Annotated in this window: 14 protein-coding genes; 12 read left to right on the forward strand and 2 right to left on the reverse strand. The window is 71.6% G+C overall.

The window, feature by feature from the left end; genetic code table 11:
* Window positions 1–14: 14 nt before the first annotated feature.
* Genes M2283_RS38580 through M2283_RS38595 form a run of 4 tightly spaced genes read left to right on the forward strand, consistent with a single transcriptional unit; the run spans window position 15 to window position 4,637 of the window.
* Entirely contained in the window at window positions 15–1,367 is a 1,353-nt protein-coding gene (locus tag M2283_RS38580; protein ID WP_280881179.1) for an aromatic ring-hydroxylating dioxygenase subunit alpha, read from the forward strand.
* Between the two features lie 5 nt (window positions 1,368–1,372).
* Entirely contained in the window at window positions 1,373–2,812 is a 1,440-nt protein-coding gene (locus M2283_RS38585; RefSeq protein WP_280881180.1) for a glutamine synthetase family protein, read from the forward strand.
* A complete protein-coding gene (locus tag M2283_RS38590; RefSeq protein ID WP_280881181.1) occupies window positions 2,802–3,782 on the forward strand; it encodes a PDR/VanB family oxidoreductase in 981 nt (326 codons plus the stop codon). The genes M2283_RS38585 and M2283_RS38590 overlap by 11 nt, the downstream gene beginning before the upstream one ends.
* A 54-nt stretch (window positions 3,783–3,836) precedes the next feature.
* On the forward strand, window positions 3,837–4,637 hold the full coding sequence (locus tag M2283_RS38595; protein WP_280881182.1) for an N-acyl homoserine lactonase family protein: 801 nt from the start codon (window positions 3,837–3,839) through the stop codon (window positions 4,635–4,637).
* A gap of 94 nt (window positions 4,638–4,731) precedes the next feature.
* Here the strand turns inward: M2283_RS38595 and M2283_RS38600 are convergent, their stop codons facing one another.
* Entirely contained in the window at window positions 4,732–6,042 is a 1,311-nt protein-coding gene (locus tag M2283_RS38600) for a multidrug effflux MFS transporter (protein WP_280881183.1), read from the reverse strand.
* Between the two features lie 84 nt (window positions 6,043–6,126).
* On the opposite strand from M2283_RS38600, the gene M2283_RS38605 reads away from it, so the two are divergent.
* The 7 genes from M2283_RS38605 (at window position 6,127) to M2283_RS38635 (ending at window position 11,990) form a co-directional block, all read left to right on the forward strand.
* On the forward strand, window positions 6,127–6,621 hold the full coding sequence (locus M2283_RS38605) for a MarR family winged helix-turn-helix transcriptional regulator (protein WP_280881184.1): 495 nt from the start codon (window positions 6,127–6,129) through the stop codon (window positions 6,619–6,621).
* A gap of 179 nt (window positions 6,622–6,800) precedes the next feature.
* Window positions 6,801–8,171 (forward strand): ATP-binding protein, encoded by a 1,371-nt coding sequence (locus M2283_RS38610; RefSeq protein ID WP_280881185.1) that lies wholly within the window; start codon window positions 6,801–6,803, stop codon window positions 8,169–8,171.
* Window positions 8,168–8,590, forward strand: a complete 423-nt coding sequence (locus M2283_RS38615; RefSeq protein WP_280881186.1) for a roadblock/LC7 domain-containing protein — start codon at window positions 8,168–8,170, stop codon at window positions 8,588–8,590. The genes M2283_RS38610 and M2283_RS38615 overlap by 4 nt, the downstream gene beginning before the upstream one ends.
* Window positions 8,587–8,946 carry a DUF742 domain-containing protein gene (locus tag M2283_RS38620; RefSeq protein ID WP_280881187.1) on the forward strand — a complete coding sequence of 120 codons (360 nt, stop codon included), beginning with the start codon at window positions 8,587–8,589 and terminating at the stop codon, window positions 8,944–8,946. Before M2283_RS38615 ends, M2283_RS38620 begins: the two co-directional genes overlap by 4 nt.
* Complete coding sequence (locus M2283_RS38625) at window positions 8,921–9,526, forward strand: GTP-binding protein (protein WP_280881188.1); 606 nt, start codon at window positions 8,921–8,923, stop codon at window positions 9,524–9,526. Before M2283_RS38620 ends, M2283_RS38625 begins: the two co-directional genes overlap by 26 nt.
* Window positions 9,523–10,761, forward strand: a complete 1,239-nt coding sequence (locus M2283_RS38630; protein WP_280881189.1) for a cytochrome P450 — start codon at window positions 9,523–9,525, stop codon at window positions 10,759–10,761. The genes M2283_RS38625 and M2283_RS38630 overlap by 4 nt, the downstream gene beginning before the upstream one ends.
* Window positions 10,758–11,990 (forward strand): cytochrome P450 family protein, encoded by a 1,233-nt coding sequence (locus M2283_RS38635; protein ID WP_280881190.1) that lies wholly within the window; start codon window positions 10,758–10,760, stop codon window positions 11,988–11,990. The genes M2283_RS38630 and M2283_RS38635 overlap by 4 nt, the downstream gene beginning before the upstream one ends.
* 138 nt (window positions 11,991–12,128) lie before the next feature.
* Here the strand turns inward: M2283_RS38635 and M2283_RS38640 are convergent, their stop codons facing one another.
* Window positions 12,129–13,661, reverse strand: a complete 1,533-nt coding sequence (locus tag M2283_RS38640; protein ID WP_280881247.1) for a helix-turn-helix domain-containing protein — start codon at window positions 13,659–13,661, stop codon at window positions 12,129–12,131.
* A 156-nt stretch (window positions 13,662–13,817) separates the two neighbouring features.
* Here M2283_RS38640 and M2283_RS38645 point away from each other — a divergent pair, with 156 nt between their 5' ends.
* On the forward strand, window positions 13,818–14,438 hold the full coding sequence (locus M2283_RS38645) for an L-threonylcarbamoyladenylate synthase (protein WP_185146275.1): 621 nt from the start codon (window positions 13,818–13,820) through the stop codon (window positions 14,436–14,438).
* Window positions 14,439–14,462 lie beyond the last annotated feature (24 nt).

Consider the following 14,462-nt stretch of genomic DNA (forward strand, 5'->3'; position numbering starts at 1 on the left):
CCGAAAGGCGTCCCATGCGCGAGGAAGAGAACACACGGCTCACCCGGACCGGGCCCGGCACCCCGGCCGGCGACTGGATGCGCCGCTACTGGCAGCCGATCGCCCTCGGTGAGGAACTCGACGGCGTACGACCGCTGGTGGCGCCCAAGGTGCTGGGCCAGGACCTGGTGCTGTTCCGCGACGAGCACGGCGAACTCGGTCTCGTCGACCGCGGCTGCCTGCACCGGGGCGCCGATCTGGCGCTCGGGCGGCTGGAGGACGGCGGACTGCGCTGCTGCTTCCACGGCTGGCTGTTCGCCCGCGACGGATCCTGTCTCGACACACCCGCCGAGCCCGCCGACAGCCCACTCAAGTCCCGGGTCCTCCTGGGCAGTTACCCGGTCCGCGAGATCAACGGCATCATCTGGGGCTACCTCGGCCCGGGCGAGCCACCCGAACTGCCCGCCCTGGACTGCTTCCAGGCCCCCGCCGACCACGCGTTCGCCTGGAAGGGCCTGCTCGAGTGCAACTGGCTCCAGGCCCTGGAAGTCGGCATCGATCCGGCCCACGCCTCCTATCTGCACCGCTTCTTCCAGGACGAGGACCCGGAGGACAGCTACGGCAGACAGTTCCGCGCGGCCTCGCAGGGCACCGACCTGCCTATGACGAAGATCCTGCGCGAGTACGGCCGCCCCGACATCGACGCCGCCCGCACCCCGTACGGCATCCGCATCACCGCCCTGCGCACCCTCGACGGCACCGACAGCGCGGGCCGTCCGATGGACGGCAGCCGCACGCATGTCCGCGTCACCCATCAGGTCTTCCCGCACGCCTTCCACATCCCGCTGGACGCGGAGACCGCGATCACCCAGTGGCACGTGCCGATCGACGACAACTCCAGTTACTGGTATGCCCTGTTCACCAGCGTCGGCGGGCCGGTCGACCGGGCCGAGATGCGCCGCCAGCGGGTCGGCGCGGTCACCCTCCCCGACTACCGGCCCCGCTTCGGCCGCACCAACGGCTACGGCTACGACCCGGCCGAGCAGCTCACCACCACGTACACCGGGCTGGGCACGGACATCAACGTGCACGATCAGTGGGCGGTGGAGGGCCAGGGTGCGATCCAGGACCGTACCCGTGAGCATCTGGGCCGGTCCGACAAGGCGATCGTGATGTACCGGCGGATGCTGGGCGAGGCGATCTCCGCCGTCGAGCGCGGCGAGGACCCGCTCCTGGTGCTGCCCGCCGAACGGGCGGCCGAGCTGCGCGGCCCCGTCACCCTCGACGGCATCGGTCCCACCGAGGGCTGGTCGGAGCACTGGGCGACGGTGACCGCCAAACAGCGCGCCGACAGCGGCTGGGCGCAGCCGCTGGGCACGGACGGCTGAGCGGCGTGGGCTTCGTCGAACGCCACGCTCTGTGGACGCCCGAACAGGCCGCGGCGGCCGAGGAGATCCGTTCCCGCGCCGAGGGTGGTGGTCTGAAGGTGATACGGCTGGTCTTCGCCGACCAGCACGGGTTGTTGCGCGGCAAGACCGTCACCGCCGACGAGGTGGCGAACGTCCTCCGCGACGGCACGGGCATCGCCTCGTCGCTGCTGGCCAAGGACACCTCGGGCCGGACCGTCTTCCCGCTCTTCACCAAGGAGACCCCGCTCGGCCTGCCCGAACTGCGCGGCGCCGCCGACATGGTGATGGTGCCCGACCCGCTCACCTTCCGGATGCTGCCCTGGTCACCGGGGACCGGCTGGCTGCTGTGCGACCTGCGCTTCACCTCCGGCACCGCGGTCCCGCTCTGCACGCGGGGACTGCTGCGCTCGGTGCTGGAGCAGGCCGACGGGTTGACCTACCGCACCGGCCTGGAGGTGGAGTTCCACCTCTTCCGGCTCGCCGATCCGCGCCTGGGCGTCGCCGACATGGGCCAGCCGGGCGCGGCGCCCGAGGTGAGCGTGCTCAACCACGGCTACCAGTACCTCAGCGAACTGCGCTACGACGAACTCGACCCGCTTCTCGACGTGTTGCGGGACAACATCGAGGGTCTTGGACTACCGCTGCGGAGCATGGAGGTCGAATTCGGCCCGAGTCAGGTGGAGTTGACCTTGCAGCCGGCCGACGGGCTCGGTACGGCGGACGCGATGGTGCTGCTGCGCAGTGCCGTCAAGCAGGTCGCCGCACGGCACGGGCACCACGCCACCTTCATGTGCCGTCCCCATCTGCCGGGGGTGTTCTCCAGCGGCTGGCATCTGCACCAGAGCGTCCTCAGGGACGGCGCCGGCGTCTTCGCGCCCGAGCCGGGCACGGCCGCACCGGATGACGGGCCCCGCCTCTCCCCGTACGGCACGGCCTTTCTGGGCGGCCTGTTGCGCCACGCACGCGCCACGAGCGCGTTCTCGACACCGACCCTCAACGGCTACAAACGGTTCCGTTCGCTCTCACTCGCACCCGACCGCGCGGTGTGGGGCCGCGACAACCGAGGGGCGATGGTGCGTGTCCTGGGTGACGGACCGTCATCAACCCGGCTGGAGAACCGGATCGGCGAGCCGGCCGCCAACCCCTACCTCTACCTCGCCTCCCAACTCGCCGCCGGCCTTGAGGGCGTGGCGGGCGACCTGGACCCGGGACCGGCCGCCGACGAGCCCTACGCGGCACAGGCCGAACCGCTCCCTCGTTCTCTCGGCGAGGCCCTGGACGCGCTGGACTCCGACCGCGTGCTCGCCGACCGCCTCGGCAAGGACTTCGTGGCCTACTACACGAGCATCAAGCGCGCCGAGATCGCCCGCTTCGACCAAGAGGTGACCGACTGGGAACAGCGGGAGTACTTCCGTGTCTTCTGACCTCGACTCCCCGTCCGCGACGACCCGACGACTCCTGGTCCAGCAGGCCCGCTGGATCGCCCAGGACGTGCTGGAGCTGCGTCTCACCCGGCCGGACGGCGATGTACTGCCTGCCTGGGAGCCCGGAGCCCATGTGAACCTCACACTGCCCTCGGGACTGCGCCGGCCGTACTCGCTGTGCGGCGCGGTGGGCGACCGCTCGGCATGGACGATCGCCGTCCACCGGGACCCGGACGGTCGTGGCGGTTCCCGCGAGATCCACGAAACGGCCCTCGTAGGGCGGGAGTTGGTGGTCGACGGGCCGGTCAACCGCTTCCCGCTGGTCCCCGCCGCGGGCTATCTGTTCCTGGCGGGCGGCATCGGCGTGACGCCGCTGCTGCCCATGGTCCGTGAGCTGGCCGCCGGCGAGCTGCCCTGGCGGCTGATGCTGGGCGCGAGGGACCGCTCGCGCCTCGCCTACGCGGAAGAACTCACCGCGCTCGGCGGGGACCGGATCCTGCTGGTCCCGCAGGACGAGGCGGGCCTGCCCGACCTGTCCGCCGAACTCGCCGCCGCCCCGCCCGATCACATCGTGTACGCGTGCGGCCCGGCGCCGATGCTGGACGCGGTGACCGCCCTGTGCCGAACCGCCGTACCGGAGCGGCCCGTTCACGTCGAGCGTTTCGCCGCCCCGGATGCCGAACCCCAGCTCGACCGCCCCGACGGGGACTTCGACGTCGTGCTGTGCCGGTCGGGCCTGCGGCTGACGGTGCCCGCCCACCGGTCGATTCTGGATGTCGTACGGGAGCGGCAGCCGGACGTTCCCTACTCGTGCGAGGAGGGCTACTGCGGCAGCTGCGAGACACCGGTGCTGGCCGGGTCGCCGGACCATCGCGACACGGTGCTCGAACCGTCGGAACGTGCCACCGCCACGTCGATGATGATCTGCGTCAGCCGCTCCGCGTCACCGGTCCTCGAACTCGACCTCTGACCCATCCCGTTCTCTGCCCCATCCCGTTCCGACCACGCTCACAGAGGAGAACCCATGCCCCGTCGCGGTGTACGACGCGTCCTGCCGCTGCTGCTCGGCTGGGAGGAGTTGCCCAAGTCGGTCTCGGTGCACGGCGCCCCGCACGGGGAACGGCTGCGCGAGCCCGTCCCGGGGATCCTGCTGGAGTGCGAGGACGGCTGGCTGCTGCTGGACACCGGGTTCAACACGGCCCTGCTGCGGGACCCCGCCCTACGCCGGCGCTACTATCCCTCCCCCTCCTACCAACCCGAACTGCCAGGCCCCGGCGAGCCGTTGGAGGCAGCGCTGGTCGGCGTCGGAATAGCCGTCGAGGACGTCACGGCGGTCGCCGTCAGCCATCTCCACGCCGACCACGCGGGCGGCCTGAAGCACTTCGCTGGGCGCGTTCCCGTGCATGTGCAGCGCGCGGAGCTGGCGTACGGGCTGTCGGGGCGGCCGGAGGTCGAGCGGCACACGATCTTCCGGGTGGACTTCGACGATCCGCGCATCGACTGGCGCCAGGCCGACGGCGACACCGAGATCGTCCCCGGCGTCACGGCCGTACTGACCGCCGGCCACACCCCCGGCCACCAGAGCTTCGTGGTGGACCTGGCCGGGGGCGGCGGCTTCGTCTTCGCCTTCGACGCGGCCGATCTCACGGAGAACATCACCGACGAACGTCCTGTCGGCGCCTCCATCGGCGTGGACCCGCAGGCGACCGTCGAACCCATCCGACGGCTCAAGCGCCTCGCGAAGGAGAAGGGGTACGAGTTGGTTCCGGGCCATGATCCGGTGGTGTGGCCGGAGTTGATGAAGCGTCAGGGAACCGTGCGCTGACCGTCCTACGGCGCGGCCGAGGCCCGCCCTGCCAACTCCGACTCGGCCAAGGCCACACCCTGCTCACTCCGCCGCGGCCGGGACCACGCCTTCCTCACGAGGGACGGTTCTCACTCCCCGCCTTCACCGCCGTGGGCTCCCCGAGCCCCAGCCACGGCCGGGCGAGCAGTACCAGCGCGACTCCCGCCGCACCCGCGGCGATCAGCATGATGACGGCCATGGGCAGGGAGCTGTCCTCTCCGAAGAGGCCGACCAGGGGCGAGGCGATGGCGCCGAAGAAGAACTGGAAGCCGCCGAGGAGTGCGGAGGCGGCGCCGGGGGCGCTGCGGCCGAGGGTCTGGCCTATGGCCATCGTCGAGGGAATGACCAGGCCGATGCCGAGGACGGTGACGAACAGCGTGGCCCAGGTGCCCGCCAGGGTCTCTCCCGCGGTCGACACCAGCAGCACCTGGGCCACGGCGCCCAGCGCCGCGACGGCGACACCCGCGGTGAGCAGGGCGTTCAGGCCGACGCGTGAGGCCAGTTGGGAGAAGGCCGCGCCGGAGATGAGCATGCCGACGGCGTTGCTCGCGAAGATGAGGGAGTACGTCGTGGACGAGACGCCGTGCAGGTTCTCGAAGACGAAACTGGAGCCGCTGACGTAGGCGAACAGTGCCGCCGAGATCATCGCCAGGACCAGGACGTAGCCCATGAACGTACGGTCGGCCAGCAGCGTCCCCATCGCGCGGAAGGTGCTCGGCACGCCGCCGCGGTGCCGTCGTTCGGGCGGCAGGGACTCCGGGACACCGCGCACCACGCCGTACAGCAGCAGGACGCCCACCACGGCGAGGGCGACGAACACCGCACGCCACGTGGACACGGCCAGCAGCGCCCCGCCGAGCACGGGGGCGGCGATCGGTGCGACGCCCATGATCTGGGACAACACCGCGAAGTAGCGGGGCAGTTCGGGCCCGTGGAAGCGGTCGGTGAGGACGGCTCGGGCCAGCACCATGCCGGCCGCTCCGGCCACGCCCTGGAGGAAGCGGGCGCCGGTCAGGACGGCGATGTTCGGTGCGACCGCGCAGGCGAGGGAGAAGACGATGAAGGCGATCGCGCCGCCGGTCAGGAGCCTGCGCCGGCCCAGTCCGTCACTGATCGGGCCGATCAGCAGTTGGCCCACGACGAGTCCCGCGAGGAACGCCGTCATGGTCAGCTGCACCGCGGAGCTGCTCGCCCCGAGCGAGTCCCCCATCTCGGGGAAGCCGGGCACGTACATGTCGATGGCGAGCGGGGCCACCGCGGTCAGGGCAGCCAGGACCGCGACCAGCGCCCCGGCGGACCGCTGGGACGGGGCGGGTTGCGGCGGGGAAGTGACTGCGACGGGGGCGCGTGAGGAGGCGCCAGAGGAGGGGGACGGCGATACCATGGAATAAAGGTAACCAATGATTCACTAGTTAACAAATATACTGGTCAGCAAACACGACAGTCCGGAAGCGAGAACACGAGCCGCATGCCCTCCTCCCCCGCCGAGGTCCGCGCCCAATGGGCCGAGCACCACCCCGAGCTCGACACCTCCCCCATGGAACTGGTGGGCCTGCTGAAACACGTCACGGGCCTGCTCACCCATGCCGTCGAGCCTCTCTACGCGGGCGCCCCGCTCACCGCGCCGGAGGTCGACATGCTCATCCCCCTGCGGCATGCGAAGGATCCGATGATCGCCCGCGGCCTGGCCGACGGTCTCGGCCTCTCGCGCGCCGGCGTCAGCAAGACCCTCGCGAAACTGGAGAAGCGCGGCTTCATCGCCCGCACCCCGAACCCCGCCGACCGGCGCGCCGCCCTGGTCACCATCACACCGGCCGGCGCGAAGGCCGTCGACGCCTTCTTCCCCCGCCAACTCGCCGCCGAGGTCGCGTTGCTGAAGGGGCTCGGCGAGGACCGGGAGTGGGTCCTGAAGGCGCTCGGGCGGCTCGTGGAGGTCATGGAGGGACGCGAGGGCCGCAACTGACGTAGCCCAGACGGCAATTCAGACACTTCGCACAGAAGTGAACAGGGGTCGGGAAGTTTCGAAGCGAAGTCTCGTTCAACCGTGCGAGATCGATCGATGACTGTGTGTACTGTGCTGCGCATGCCTCCCCGAGGGGACGCGGACTCTGCCCTGCCCGACTTCCCCCTGGAACCGATTCGATGATCGAATTACCGGACCTGGCCGCCGGCGGTCTCGCCCTCGGCACACTGTCCGCACTCGCCCTCGGCGGCGGACTTCTGCGATCACGGCGCCGACTGGCCGTGCAACGCGCGGAGATCGCCCGGTTGCGCGGTCAACTCGACGGCGTACTGCAGATGTTCACCTCCGAGGTCGAGCACCTCGCGGCGCAGCGCGTGCCCGCCGCCGCGCGGCAACTGACGCATCCGAACGTGCTGGTGCCCGGTCCCCTGCAACCGCGGACCTCCTCGTCGCCGCTCGGCATCGGTCTGGAGAGCGTCCTTCGGTCGCTGCGCGCCGAGCTCGTCGCGCAGCGCACCCGCATCGACGCGGCGGCGCAGGCCGGAATGCGTGGCGCCACGCGGGAGATCCAGGCCGCGCTGTACCGGTTGCAGGACGCGCTGCGGAAGCTCCAACAGGAGTACGACGAACCGGAGTTGACGCAGACGCTCTTCCAGCTGGACCACGAGAACGAGCAGTCGCTGCGGCGTGCCCAGGTGGCCGCGGTGGTGTGCGGGGCGTGGGTGGGGCTGGCCCGCGAGGAGTCGCATCTGGTGGACGCGGTGACCGGCGGTCAGGCCCGGCTCTCGGGCTACCACCGGGTGCGCGTCAACAACCACCTTGAGGCGGGCACCGCGTTGGTGTCGCACGCGGTGGAACCGGTCGCGATCATCGTCGCCGAGTTGCTGGACAACGCCCTCAGACACTCCGCGCCGGACACCGACGTCGTGGTCAATCTGGAGCAGGTGCACCACGGCGTGTGCGTCACGATCGACGACGCGGGCGTCGGCATGACACAGGACGAACGGGCCCGCGCCCAGGGACTGGTGGCCGGATCCGAGCCTGTCCTGCTCACCGACCTCGGCGATCCGCCGCGGATGGGATTCGCCGCGATCGGCCAGCTGACCCGGCAGTTCGACCTGGGCGTCGACGTGTCCTCGCCCTCCGCGTACGGAGGCGTGCGGGCGGTCCTGCGGGTCGAGAGCCATCTGCTGAGCCATGTCGACCCGGTGGAGCAGCCGCCGGCGGCCAGTGCGCCGCGCTCGACGCGCAAGCCGGCGCGGGACGGCACGGCGGTCTCCGTCGCCTCGCACGGGTTCGGCGCCGAGGGGGACGACGGCGCCTCCACCGCCGTATCAGGGCATCAAAGTCCGCGTGACGCGGGCGAGTTGCCGCAGCGGCGCCGTCGTGTGCGGGCGACCGGCGAGGAGGCGGGCGCTCCGAAGAAGCAGCCGGTGCGTCGCCCGGCGGACTCGGCCGCGGCGCTCGGCGCGCTGCAGTCCGGTACCGCGGCGGCGCGGGCCGGGGACGACACCGATCAGACCGACGTCGAAGGGGGAGCGGCTAGATGACCAGCCGCGAGACAGGCGAGCACGCGTGGGTGCTCGATCCGATCCTGCAGGTGCCGCATGTGGTGGCCGCCGTACTGCTGACCCGGGACGGGCTGGTGTCCGGGTACACGGACGCGCTGTCGCAGGCGTCGGCCGAGCGGGTGGCGGCCATCACCGGCACCGTGCAGGGGGCGGCCCGTACCGCGGCGGCGGCCTTCGCCGACCAGGACCGGGCCGAGGTGCGGCAGGTGGTGATCGAGTCGGACCTCGGGTACGTGCTGATCGTGCCCACGGACCACGGCACCTGCGTGGCCGCGTACGGGAACGTCGAGGTGCGCCTGGACCTGCTGGCGCACCGGGTGCACTCGCAGGTGGCGAAGCTGGGCGAGAAGGCGATGGCCGCAGGGCCCCGAGGAGCCGACGGCGGCGCGCCGGCATGACGGGCCGCCGTGGCGGCCGTCCCCTGGTTCCCGCGTATCTGTCGACCGGCGGTGTGGCCCGCCCCAGTCGCTCGCACCTGGAGCGGCTGTCGGTGCTGACCGCCGCCGGCCCGCCCGCCCCGGCCGAGCTGCCCGCGGCCGGGCTCGCCCTGTTGGACGTCCTGGCCGGCGGCTCGCTGACCGTGGTGGAGGCCGCCGCCCTGCTGCGGCTTCCGGTCTCCGCGGTGCGGGTGCTGGCCGCGGACCTGATCGACCGGGGGCTGCTGTTGTCCCGCGCGCCGATCCCGGCGGCGGACCGCTTCGACCCCGACCTGCTGAAGAGAGTGGCCGATGGCCTCCGCGCCCTCAAGCACTAGTGCCGTCCACCTGCCCGACACCGCCCACGACTTGGTGAAGATCCTGGTCGCGGGTCCGTTCGGGGTGGGCAAGACGACCCTGATCGACTCGGTGTCGGAGATCCGGCCGCTGCACACCGAGGAGCAGCTCACCGAGGCGTCCGCGCAGGTGGACGACCTGGACGGGGTGCGGGAGAAGGTGACGACCACGGTCGCCGTCGACTTCGGGCGGATCAGCCTGCCGGACGGGGTCGTGCTGTATCTGTTCGGCACGCCCGGGCAGGAGCGGTTCCGGGCGCTGTGGGACGACATCGCGTACGGGGCGCTGGGGGCGCTCGTGCTGGTCGACAGCCGGCGGATCGACGCGTCGTTCGACGTGCTGGGGCTGATGGAGGAGTCCGGACTGCCGTACGCGGTCGCCTTCAACGCCTTCCCCGACTCGCCCCGCCACCACACCGACGCGCAGTTGCGTGCCGCGCTCGACCTGGATCCGACGACGCCGATGGTGACGTGCGACGCGCGTGACGCCGACTCGTCCCTCGACGCGCTGCTCGCCCTGGTCCACCACCTCATCGACCGCGACCCCTCGGAGCACCGGTGACCACCTATCCCCCCGACCAGCAGGACTTCGACCTCTCGGCGCCGGTGCGCCTGTGGGAGGACGGTTTCGCTCTCGACCCGTACACCTACTACGACACCCTGCGCGCCCAAGGTCCGGTCGGCTGGGCGGAGTTGGCGCCGGGCGTGCCCGCGTACGTCGTGACGGACCGGCGGGCCGCGCTGGACCTGCTGCACGACGAGGAGACGTTCTCGCACGATCCGCGGGCGTGGGAGACGACGGTCGCGGACGACTCGCCGGTGCTCGGCATGATGCGCTGGCGCCCCAACTCGCTGTTCGCCGACGGCGCGGCGCACGTCCGCTACCGGTCCTCGCTGATCGACACCTTCGACCGGATCGAGCCGCACGACCTGCGCGCGCTGGTGCACCGCGCGGTGCGGGTGCTGGTGAACCGGATCGGGCCGCGAGGCGAGGCCGATCTGGTGGGCGAGTTCGCCCGGCCGCTGATGGCGCTGGTGTTCAACAGCCTCTTCGGACTGCCGGACAGCCAGAGCGACCGGCTCAACGCCGCGTTGGGAAAGATGATGGAGGGCGGGGACCAAGCTGCCGCGGGCGAGGCGGAGTTCGGCGGCTATGTGCTGGAGCTGATCGGGACCAAGGCCCAGATGCGCGGCGACGATCTGCCGAGTTGGCTGCTGGACCATCCGGCCGGGCTGACCCCGGAGGAGGTCGCCTGGCAGGTGTTCCTCACCCTCGGCGCCGGGCACGAGCCGACCGCGAACCTGGTGTCCAACGCGCTCTCCCGCATCCTGGGTCACTCGCTGTACTACTCCACTCTCACCGGCGGCGCCCGGCCGGTGATGGACGCCGTGGTGGAGGTGCTGCACCACGAGACGCCACTGGCCAACTACGGCGTCCACTTCGCCCGTCGGCCCCTGGCCTTCCACGGGGCGTGGATCCGCGCGGCCGTGCCGGTCGTCATCTCGTTCGGTGCGCTCGCGCACTTCGCCGAGCAGGAGGTCACCACCGGCCGGCATCCGAAGGACGCCTCCCATCTGTCCTGGTCGGCGGGCCCGCACGCCTGTCCGGTCAAGCAGCACACGCTGCTCATCGCCACGGAGGCGATCGAGCGGCTCACCCAGTGGCTGCCCGACCTGGAGCCGGTCCTGCCGCGAGAGCGGCTGACCTGGCGGCCGGGCCCGTTCCACCGATCGCTCACCGCGCTGCCCGTCCGGTTCACTCCCCGCTCCCCCGACCAGCCTGGAGATCCGTCATGACCGTGACCGACCGCATCGCCCTCGACCCCTTAGGCACCGACATCGCCGGTGAGATCGAGCGGCTGCGCTCGCTCGGCCCGATCGTGCCCGTCGAGCTGCCGGGCGGCATCCCGGCCTGGGCGCCGACCGGCTACGACACCCTCAAGGAACTGATCCTCGATCCGCGGGTCAGCAAGGACCCCCGGCTGCACTGGAAGTTGTGGCCCGAGATCGGTGAACACCCGTCCTGGGGCTGGATCCTGGTCTGGGTCGGCGTGGTCAACATGCTCAACACCTACGGCGTCGACCACGCGCGGCTGCGCAAGCTGGTCGCACCGAGCTTCACGCAACGGCGTACCGAGGCGATGCGGCCCCGGGTGGAGGCGATCACCGCCGAACTGCTCGACGAGTTGGCGGCGGCCGGGGAGAACGGCGAGACGGTCGACGTACGGGCACTGCTGGGGTATCCGCTGCCGATGCGGATGATCTGCGAACTGTTCGGCGTGCCCGACGAGTTGACGGCCGACACCGGGCGGATGATCGCGGCCATCATGGACACCTCCGACCCGACGCCGGCTCATGCGCAGTCCGTGCAGCGGCAGATCGGCACGGTGCTGCCGGCACTGATCGCGCACCGCACCGAGCATCCCGGGGACGACCTGACCACCGAGCTGATCCGGGTACGCGACGAGGACGGCGACCGGCTCGACGACGAGGAACTGCTGTACACGCTGCTGCTGGTCATCGGTGCCGGCTTCGAGACCACCGTCAACCTGATCTGCAACGCCGTGGTCGCGCTGCTCCGGCAGCCGGAGCAGCTGGCGGCGGTGCGGTCCGGGAAGGTCGGCTGGGACGCGGTCGTCGACGAGACGCTGCGGGTGCACCCGTCCATCGCCTCGCTGCCGCTGCGCTACGCCGTCGAGGACATCACGGTCGACGGGATCACGATCCCCGCCGGTGACGCCATCATCACGACGTACGCCGCCGCCGGTCTCGACCCGGCGCACTACGGGCCGGACGCGGAGGTCTTCGACGCGGCGCGTGGGGCGGACGACCACATGGCGTTCGGCATCGGCGTGCACCGGTGCATCGGCGCGCCACTGGCCCGGGTGGAGGCACTGACCGCGCTGCCCGCGTTCTTCGACCGCTTCCCGGACGTGCGCCTCGCCGCCGACGCCGACGAGTTGCGGCAGGTGCCGTCGTTCATCGCGTTCGGCTGGCAGGAAGTGCCCGTGCGGCTGCGAGCCTGAGGCAGGGGGCCGGGAATCGGGACACGGGCGGCCCGACCGGTCCCCCGTTCCGGTCGTGCCCCCCGCGGTCCGTCGAACCTACGCGCGGGACGTATACGTTGTGAATCGTGCCGATGCCCCCTGCGGTGTCCGCGGGGCTCACCTGTGCACAGGTGAGCCCGGATGGTCCGGTTCTGTCCGGTGCAGGGCGGGCGGGTCGAGATCGCCGAGGGCCAGATGGGCGAGGACGACCTCGTAGAGATCACTGCCGGCGGCCAGCAGCTGGCGTTCCAGGACGGGTTCGGCGCTGCGTACGTGGTCGCGGACCGTCTGCGGGTGCATGCCCAGCGCGTGGGCGGCCCGCTCGGCGTTGCCGCCGGCGGCGATCCAGGCGCGCAGGGTGCGGCGCAGGTCGCGGGCGTCCGGGTCAAGGCGGCCCAGCAGGTCATGCGCCCACGCGCGTAGAGCCGGTCCGGCGAGCAGGTCGCCGATGCGGGCGTCGGCCGCTGCGGCGGCGGCAGGCAGCCGCGGCTCGTCGGCCAGGCCCACCTGGGAGTTGAGGGCAAGGTGGACGACGGCGCGGACGGTGAGGCCGGTGAAGTCGGCGGACAGCAGCGCCTCCACGCGCTCCATGCGGGCGCGGACGGTGTTGCGGCTGACGCCGAGGATCTTCGCGGCGCTCACGGCGGTGAACTCCAGGCCGAGGCGGGTGGTGGCCAGGAGTTCGGCGCGGGTGTGGTGGGCCAGTGTGTCCAGCGGGCGCAGCACCTGGGCCGTCCAACCGTGCAGCGTGTCCGGGTCCATCAGCCGTTCGGGGTGGGTGCGCTCGGCGTACACGGCCTGCTTGTCCGGGCGGAAGCGGGCGACGGCGAGGGCGCTGACGGCCTGGCCGTACGCGGTCGCGGTGCGGGCGAGGCTGTGCGGGGCGCTGCCGCCGAGGAAGGTGGTCGCCCGCCGGTCGATCACGGACCGCAGCTCCCGCCCCGCGGCATCGCGCGGGGTGACGACGATGACGTGTTCGTCCGTCGCGGGGCAGCGCACGACGAGGGCGTGCTCGGCCGTGGCGTCCAGGCACTCCTCGGCGATCCGGTCGCGGTCCTCGGCCCGGCCCTCCAGGACGTACACGCATGCGGAGTCGGTGTCGAGGAGCCCGGGCCACAGGCCCGAGGCCACCCGGCGCGCGGAGACGGTGTCCTCCACCATCAGCAGTTGCAGTATGGCCAGCCGCAGGTCGGAGGTGGCCCGGGCCAGTCGGCGGCCGGCCGCGGTCGTCTCGCGCGCCCTGAGCAGCAGCTCGACCACCTGGGCGGTGTGGGTGACGATGTCGGACGTCCGCCGGTCGAAGGGGGTCGTGCGACAGACGGCGAGCACGGCCGCCGCGCCGGGGTCCGTGGACGCGACCCGGACGAGACGCTGGTGGCGGCCTGCGTCCTCCCAGGCCGCGGAGGCGATACGACCGGTGACGAGGTCCGCGACGAGCTGCCGGTCCAGCGGGGTCCGCGTGCCGGCGAGGAGGTTCCCTGCGCCGTCCTCCAAGCAGGCCGTTCCCGCCACGGCGTCCGCGAGCCACGCGACGACCTTGCGTAGGTCCCGTCCGCCCGGCCGCAGGTGGTCCAGCAGTTCCCGTGCCCAGGTCGCACCATCGACGTCCGTCCCGTCCGCGGGGCGGCTCCCGTCCTCTCGGCCTACCATCTCGGCCTTCTCCCGGTTCATCTCGTTCTTCTCGTGCATCGCATCGACGTCGGCGTTTCGGTCGGGGACGTTACCTCACGGTTGCCCGCCGGTCGCGGGGTGCGACCGGCCGGACGTCCCGCGCCCCGCCGCCGGGGCACGCCCTAAGCTCGTCGAATGGCCAAGTACTTCGACGTGCACCCCGACAACCCCCAGCCGCGCACCATCTCCCAGGTCGCCGACATCATCCGCTCCGACGGGCTGGTCGCCTACCCGACCGACTCCTGTTACGCGCTCGGTTGCCGGCTAGGCAGCCGCGACGGCATCGACCGGATCCGGACCATCCGGCACCTGGACGACCGGCACCACTTCACGCTCGTGTGCCAGGACTTCGCGCAGCTGGGTCAGTTCGTACGGATCGACAACGACGTCTTTCGCGCCATCAAGGCGTCCACGCCGGGCAGTTACACCTTCATCCTGCCCGCGACGAAGGAGGTGCCGCGCATGCTGCAGCACCCCAAGAAGAAGACGGTCGGCGTGCGCATCCCCGACCACGTCGTCACCCAGGCCCTGCTCGCCGAGCTCGGGGAGCCGCTGCTGTCCAGCACGCTGCTCATGCCCGACGAGGAGGAGCCGATGACGCAGGGCTGGGAGATCAAGGACCGGCTGGACCACGTACTGGACGCGGTCGTCGACTCCGGGGACTGCGGCACCGAGCCGACGACCGTCATCGACTTCTCCGGCGGCGAGGCCGAGATCATCCGCAAGGGAGCCGGGGACACCTCGCGCTTCGAGTGAGGCCGCTCGCCCGACGGCGGGGGT

It is taken from the genome of Streptomyces pseudovenezuelae (assembly GCF_029892565.1).
Lineage (GTDB): Bacteria > Actinomycetota > Actinomycetes > Streptomycetales > Streptomycetaceae > Streptomyces > Streptomyces pseudovenezuelae_A.

What these genes read in the sequence shown, in the direction of transcription:
- M2283_RS38580 (WP_280881179.1), top strand. Translation starts at nt 15, where the DNA reads ATGCGCGAGGAAGAGAACACACGGCTCACCCGGACCGGGCCCGGCACC.
- M2283_RS38600 (WP_280881183.1), bottom strand. Translation starts at nt 6,042, where the DNA reads ATGGTATCGCCGTCCCCCTCCTCTGGCGCCTCCTCACGCGCCCCCGTC.
- M2283_RS38620 (WP_280881187.1), top strand. Translation starts at nt 8,587, where the DNA reads ATGACGGGCCGCCGTGGCGGCCGTCCCCTGGTTCCCGCGTATCTGTCG.
- M2283_RS38605 (WP_280881184.1), top strand. Translation starts at nt 6,127, where the DNA reads ATGCCCTCCTCCCCCGCCGAGGTCCGCGCCCAATGGGCCGAGCACCAC.
- M2283_RS38635 (WP_280881190.1), top strand. Translation starts at nt 10,758, where the DNA reads ATGACCGTGACCGACCGCATCGCCCTCGACCCCTTAGGCACCGACATC.
- M2283_RS38625 (WP_280881188.1), top strand. Translation starts at nt 8,921, where the DNA reads ATGGCCTCCGCGCCCTCAAGCACTAGTGCCGTCCACCTGCCCGACACC.
- M2283_RS38645 (WP_185146275.1), top strand. Translation starts at nt 13,818, where the DNA reads ATGGCCAAGTACTTCGACGTGCACCCCGACAACCCCCAGCCGCGCACC.
- M2283_RS38640 (WP_280881247.1), bottom strand. Translation starts at nt 13,661, where the DNA reads ATGGTAGGCCGAGAGGACGGGAGCCGCCCCGCGGACGGGACGGACGTC.
- M2283_RS38615 (WP_280881186.1), top strand. Translation starts at nt 8,168, where the DNA reads ATGACCAGCCGCGAGACAGGCGAGCACGCGTGGGTGCTCGATCCGATC.
- M2283_RS38610 (WP_280881185.1), top strand. Translation starts at nt 6,801, where the DNA reads ATGATCGAATTACCGGACCTGGCCGCCGGCGGTCTCGCCCTCGGCACA.
- M2283_RS38595 (WP_280881182.1), top strand. Translation starts at nt 3,837, where the DNA reads ATGCCCCGTCGCGGTGTACGACGCGTCCTGCCGCTGCTGCTCGGCTGG.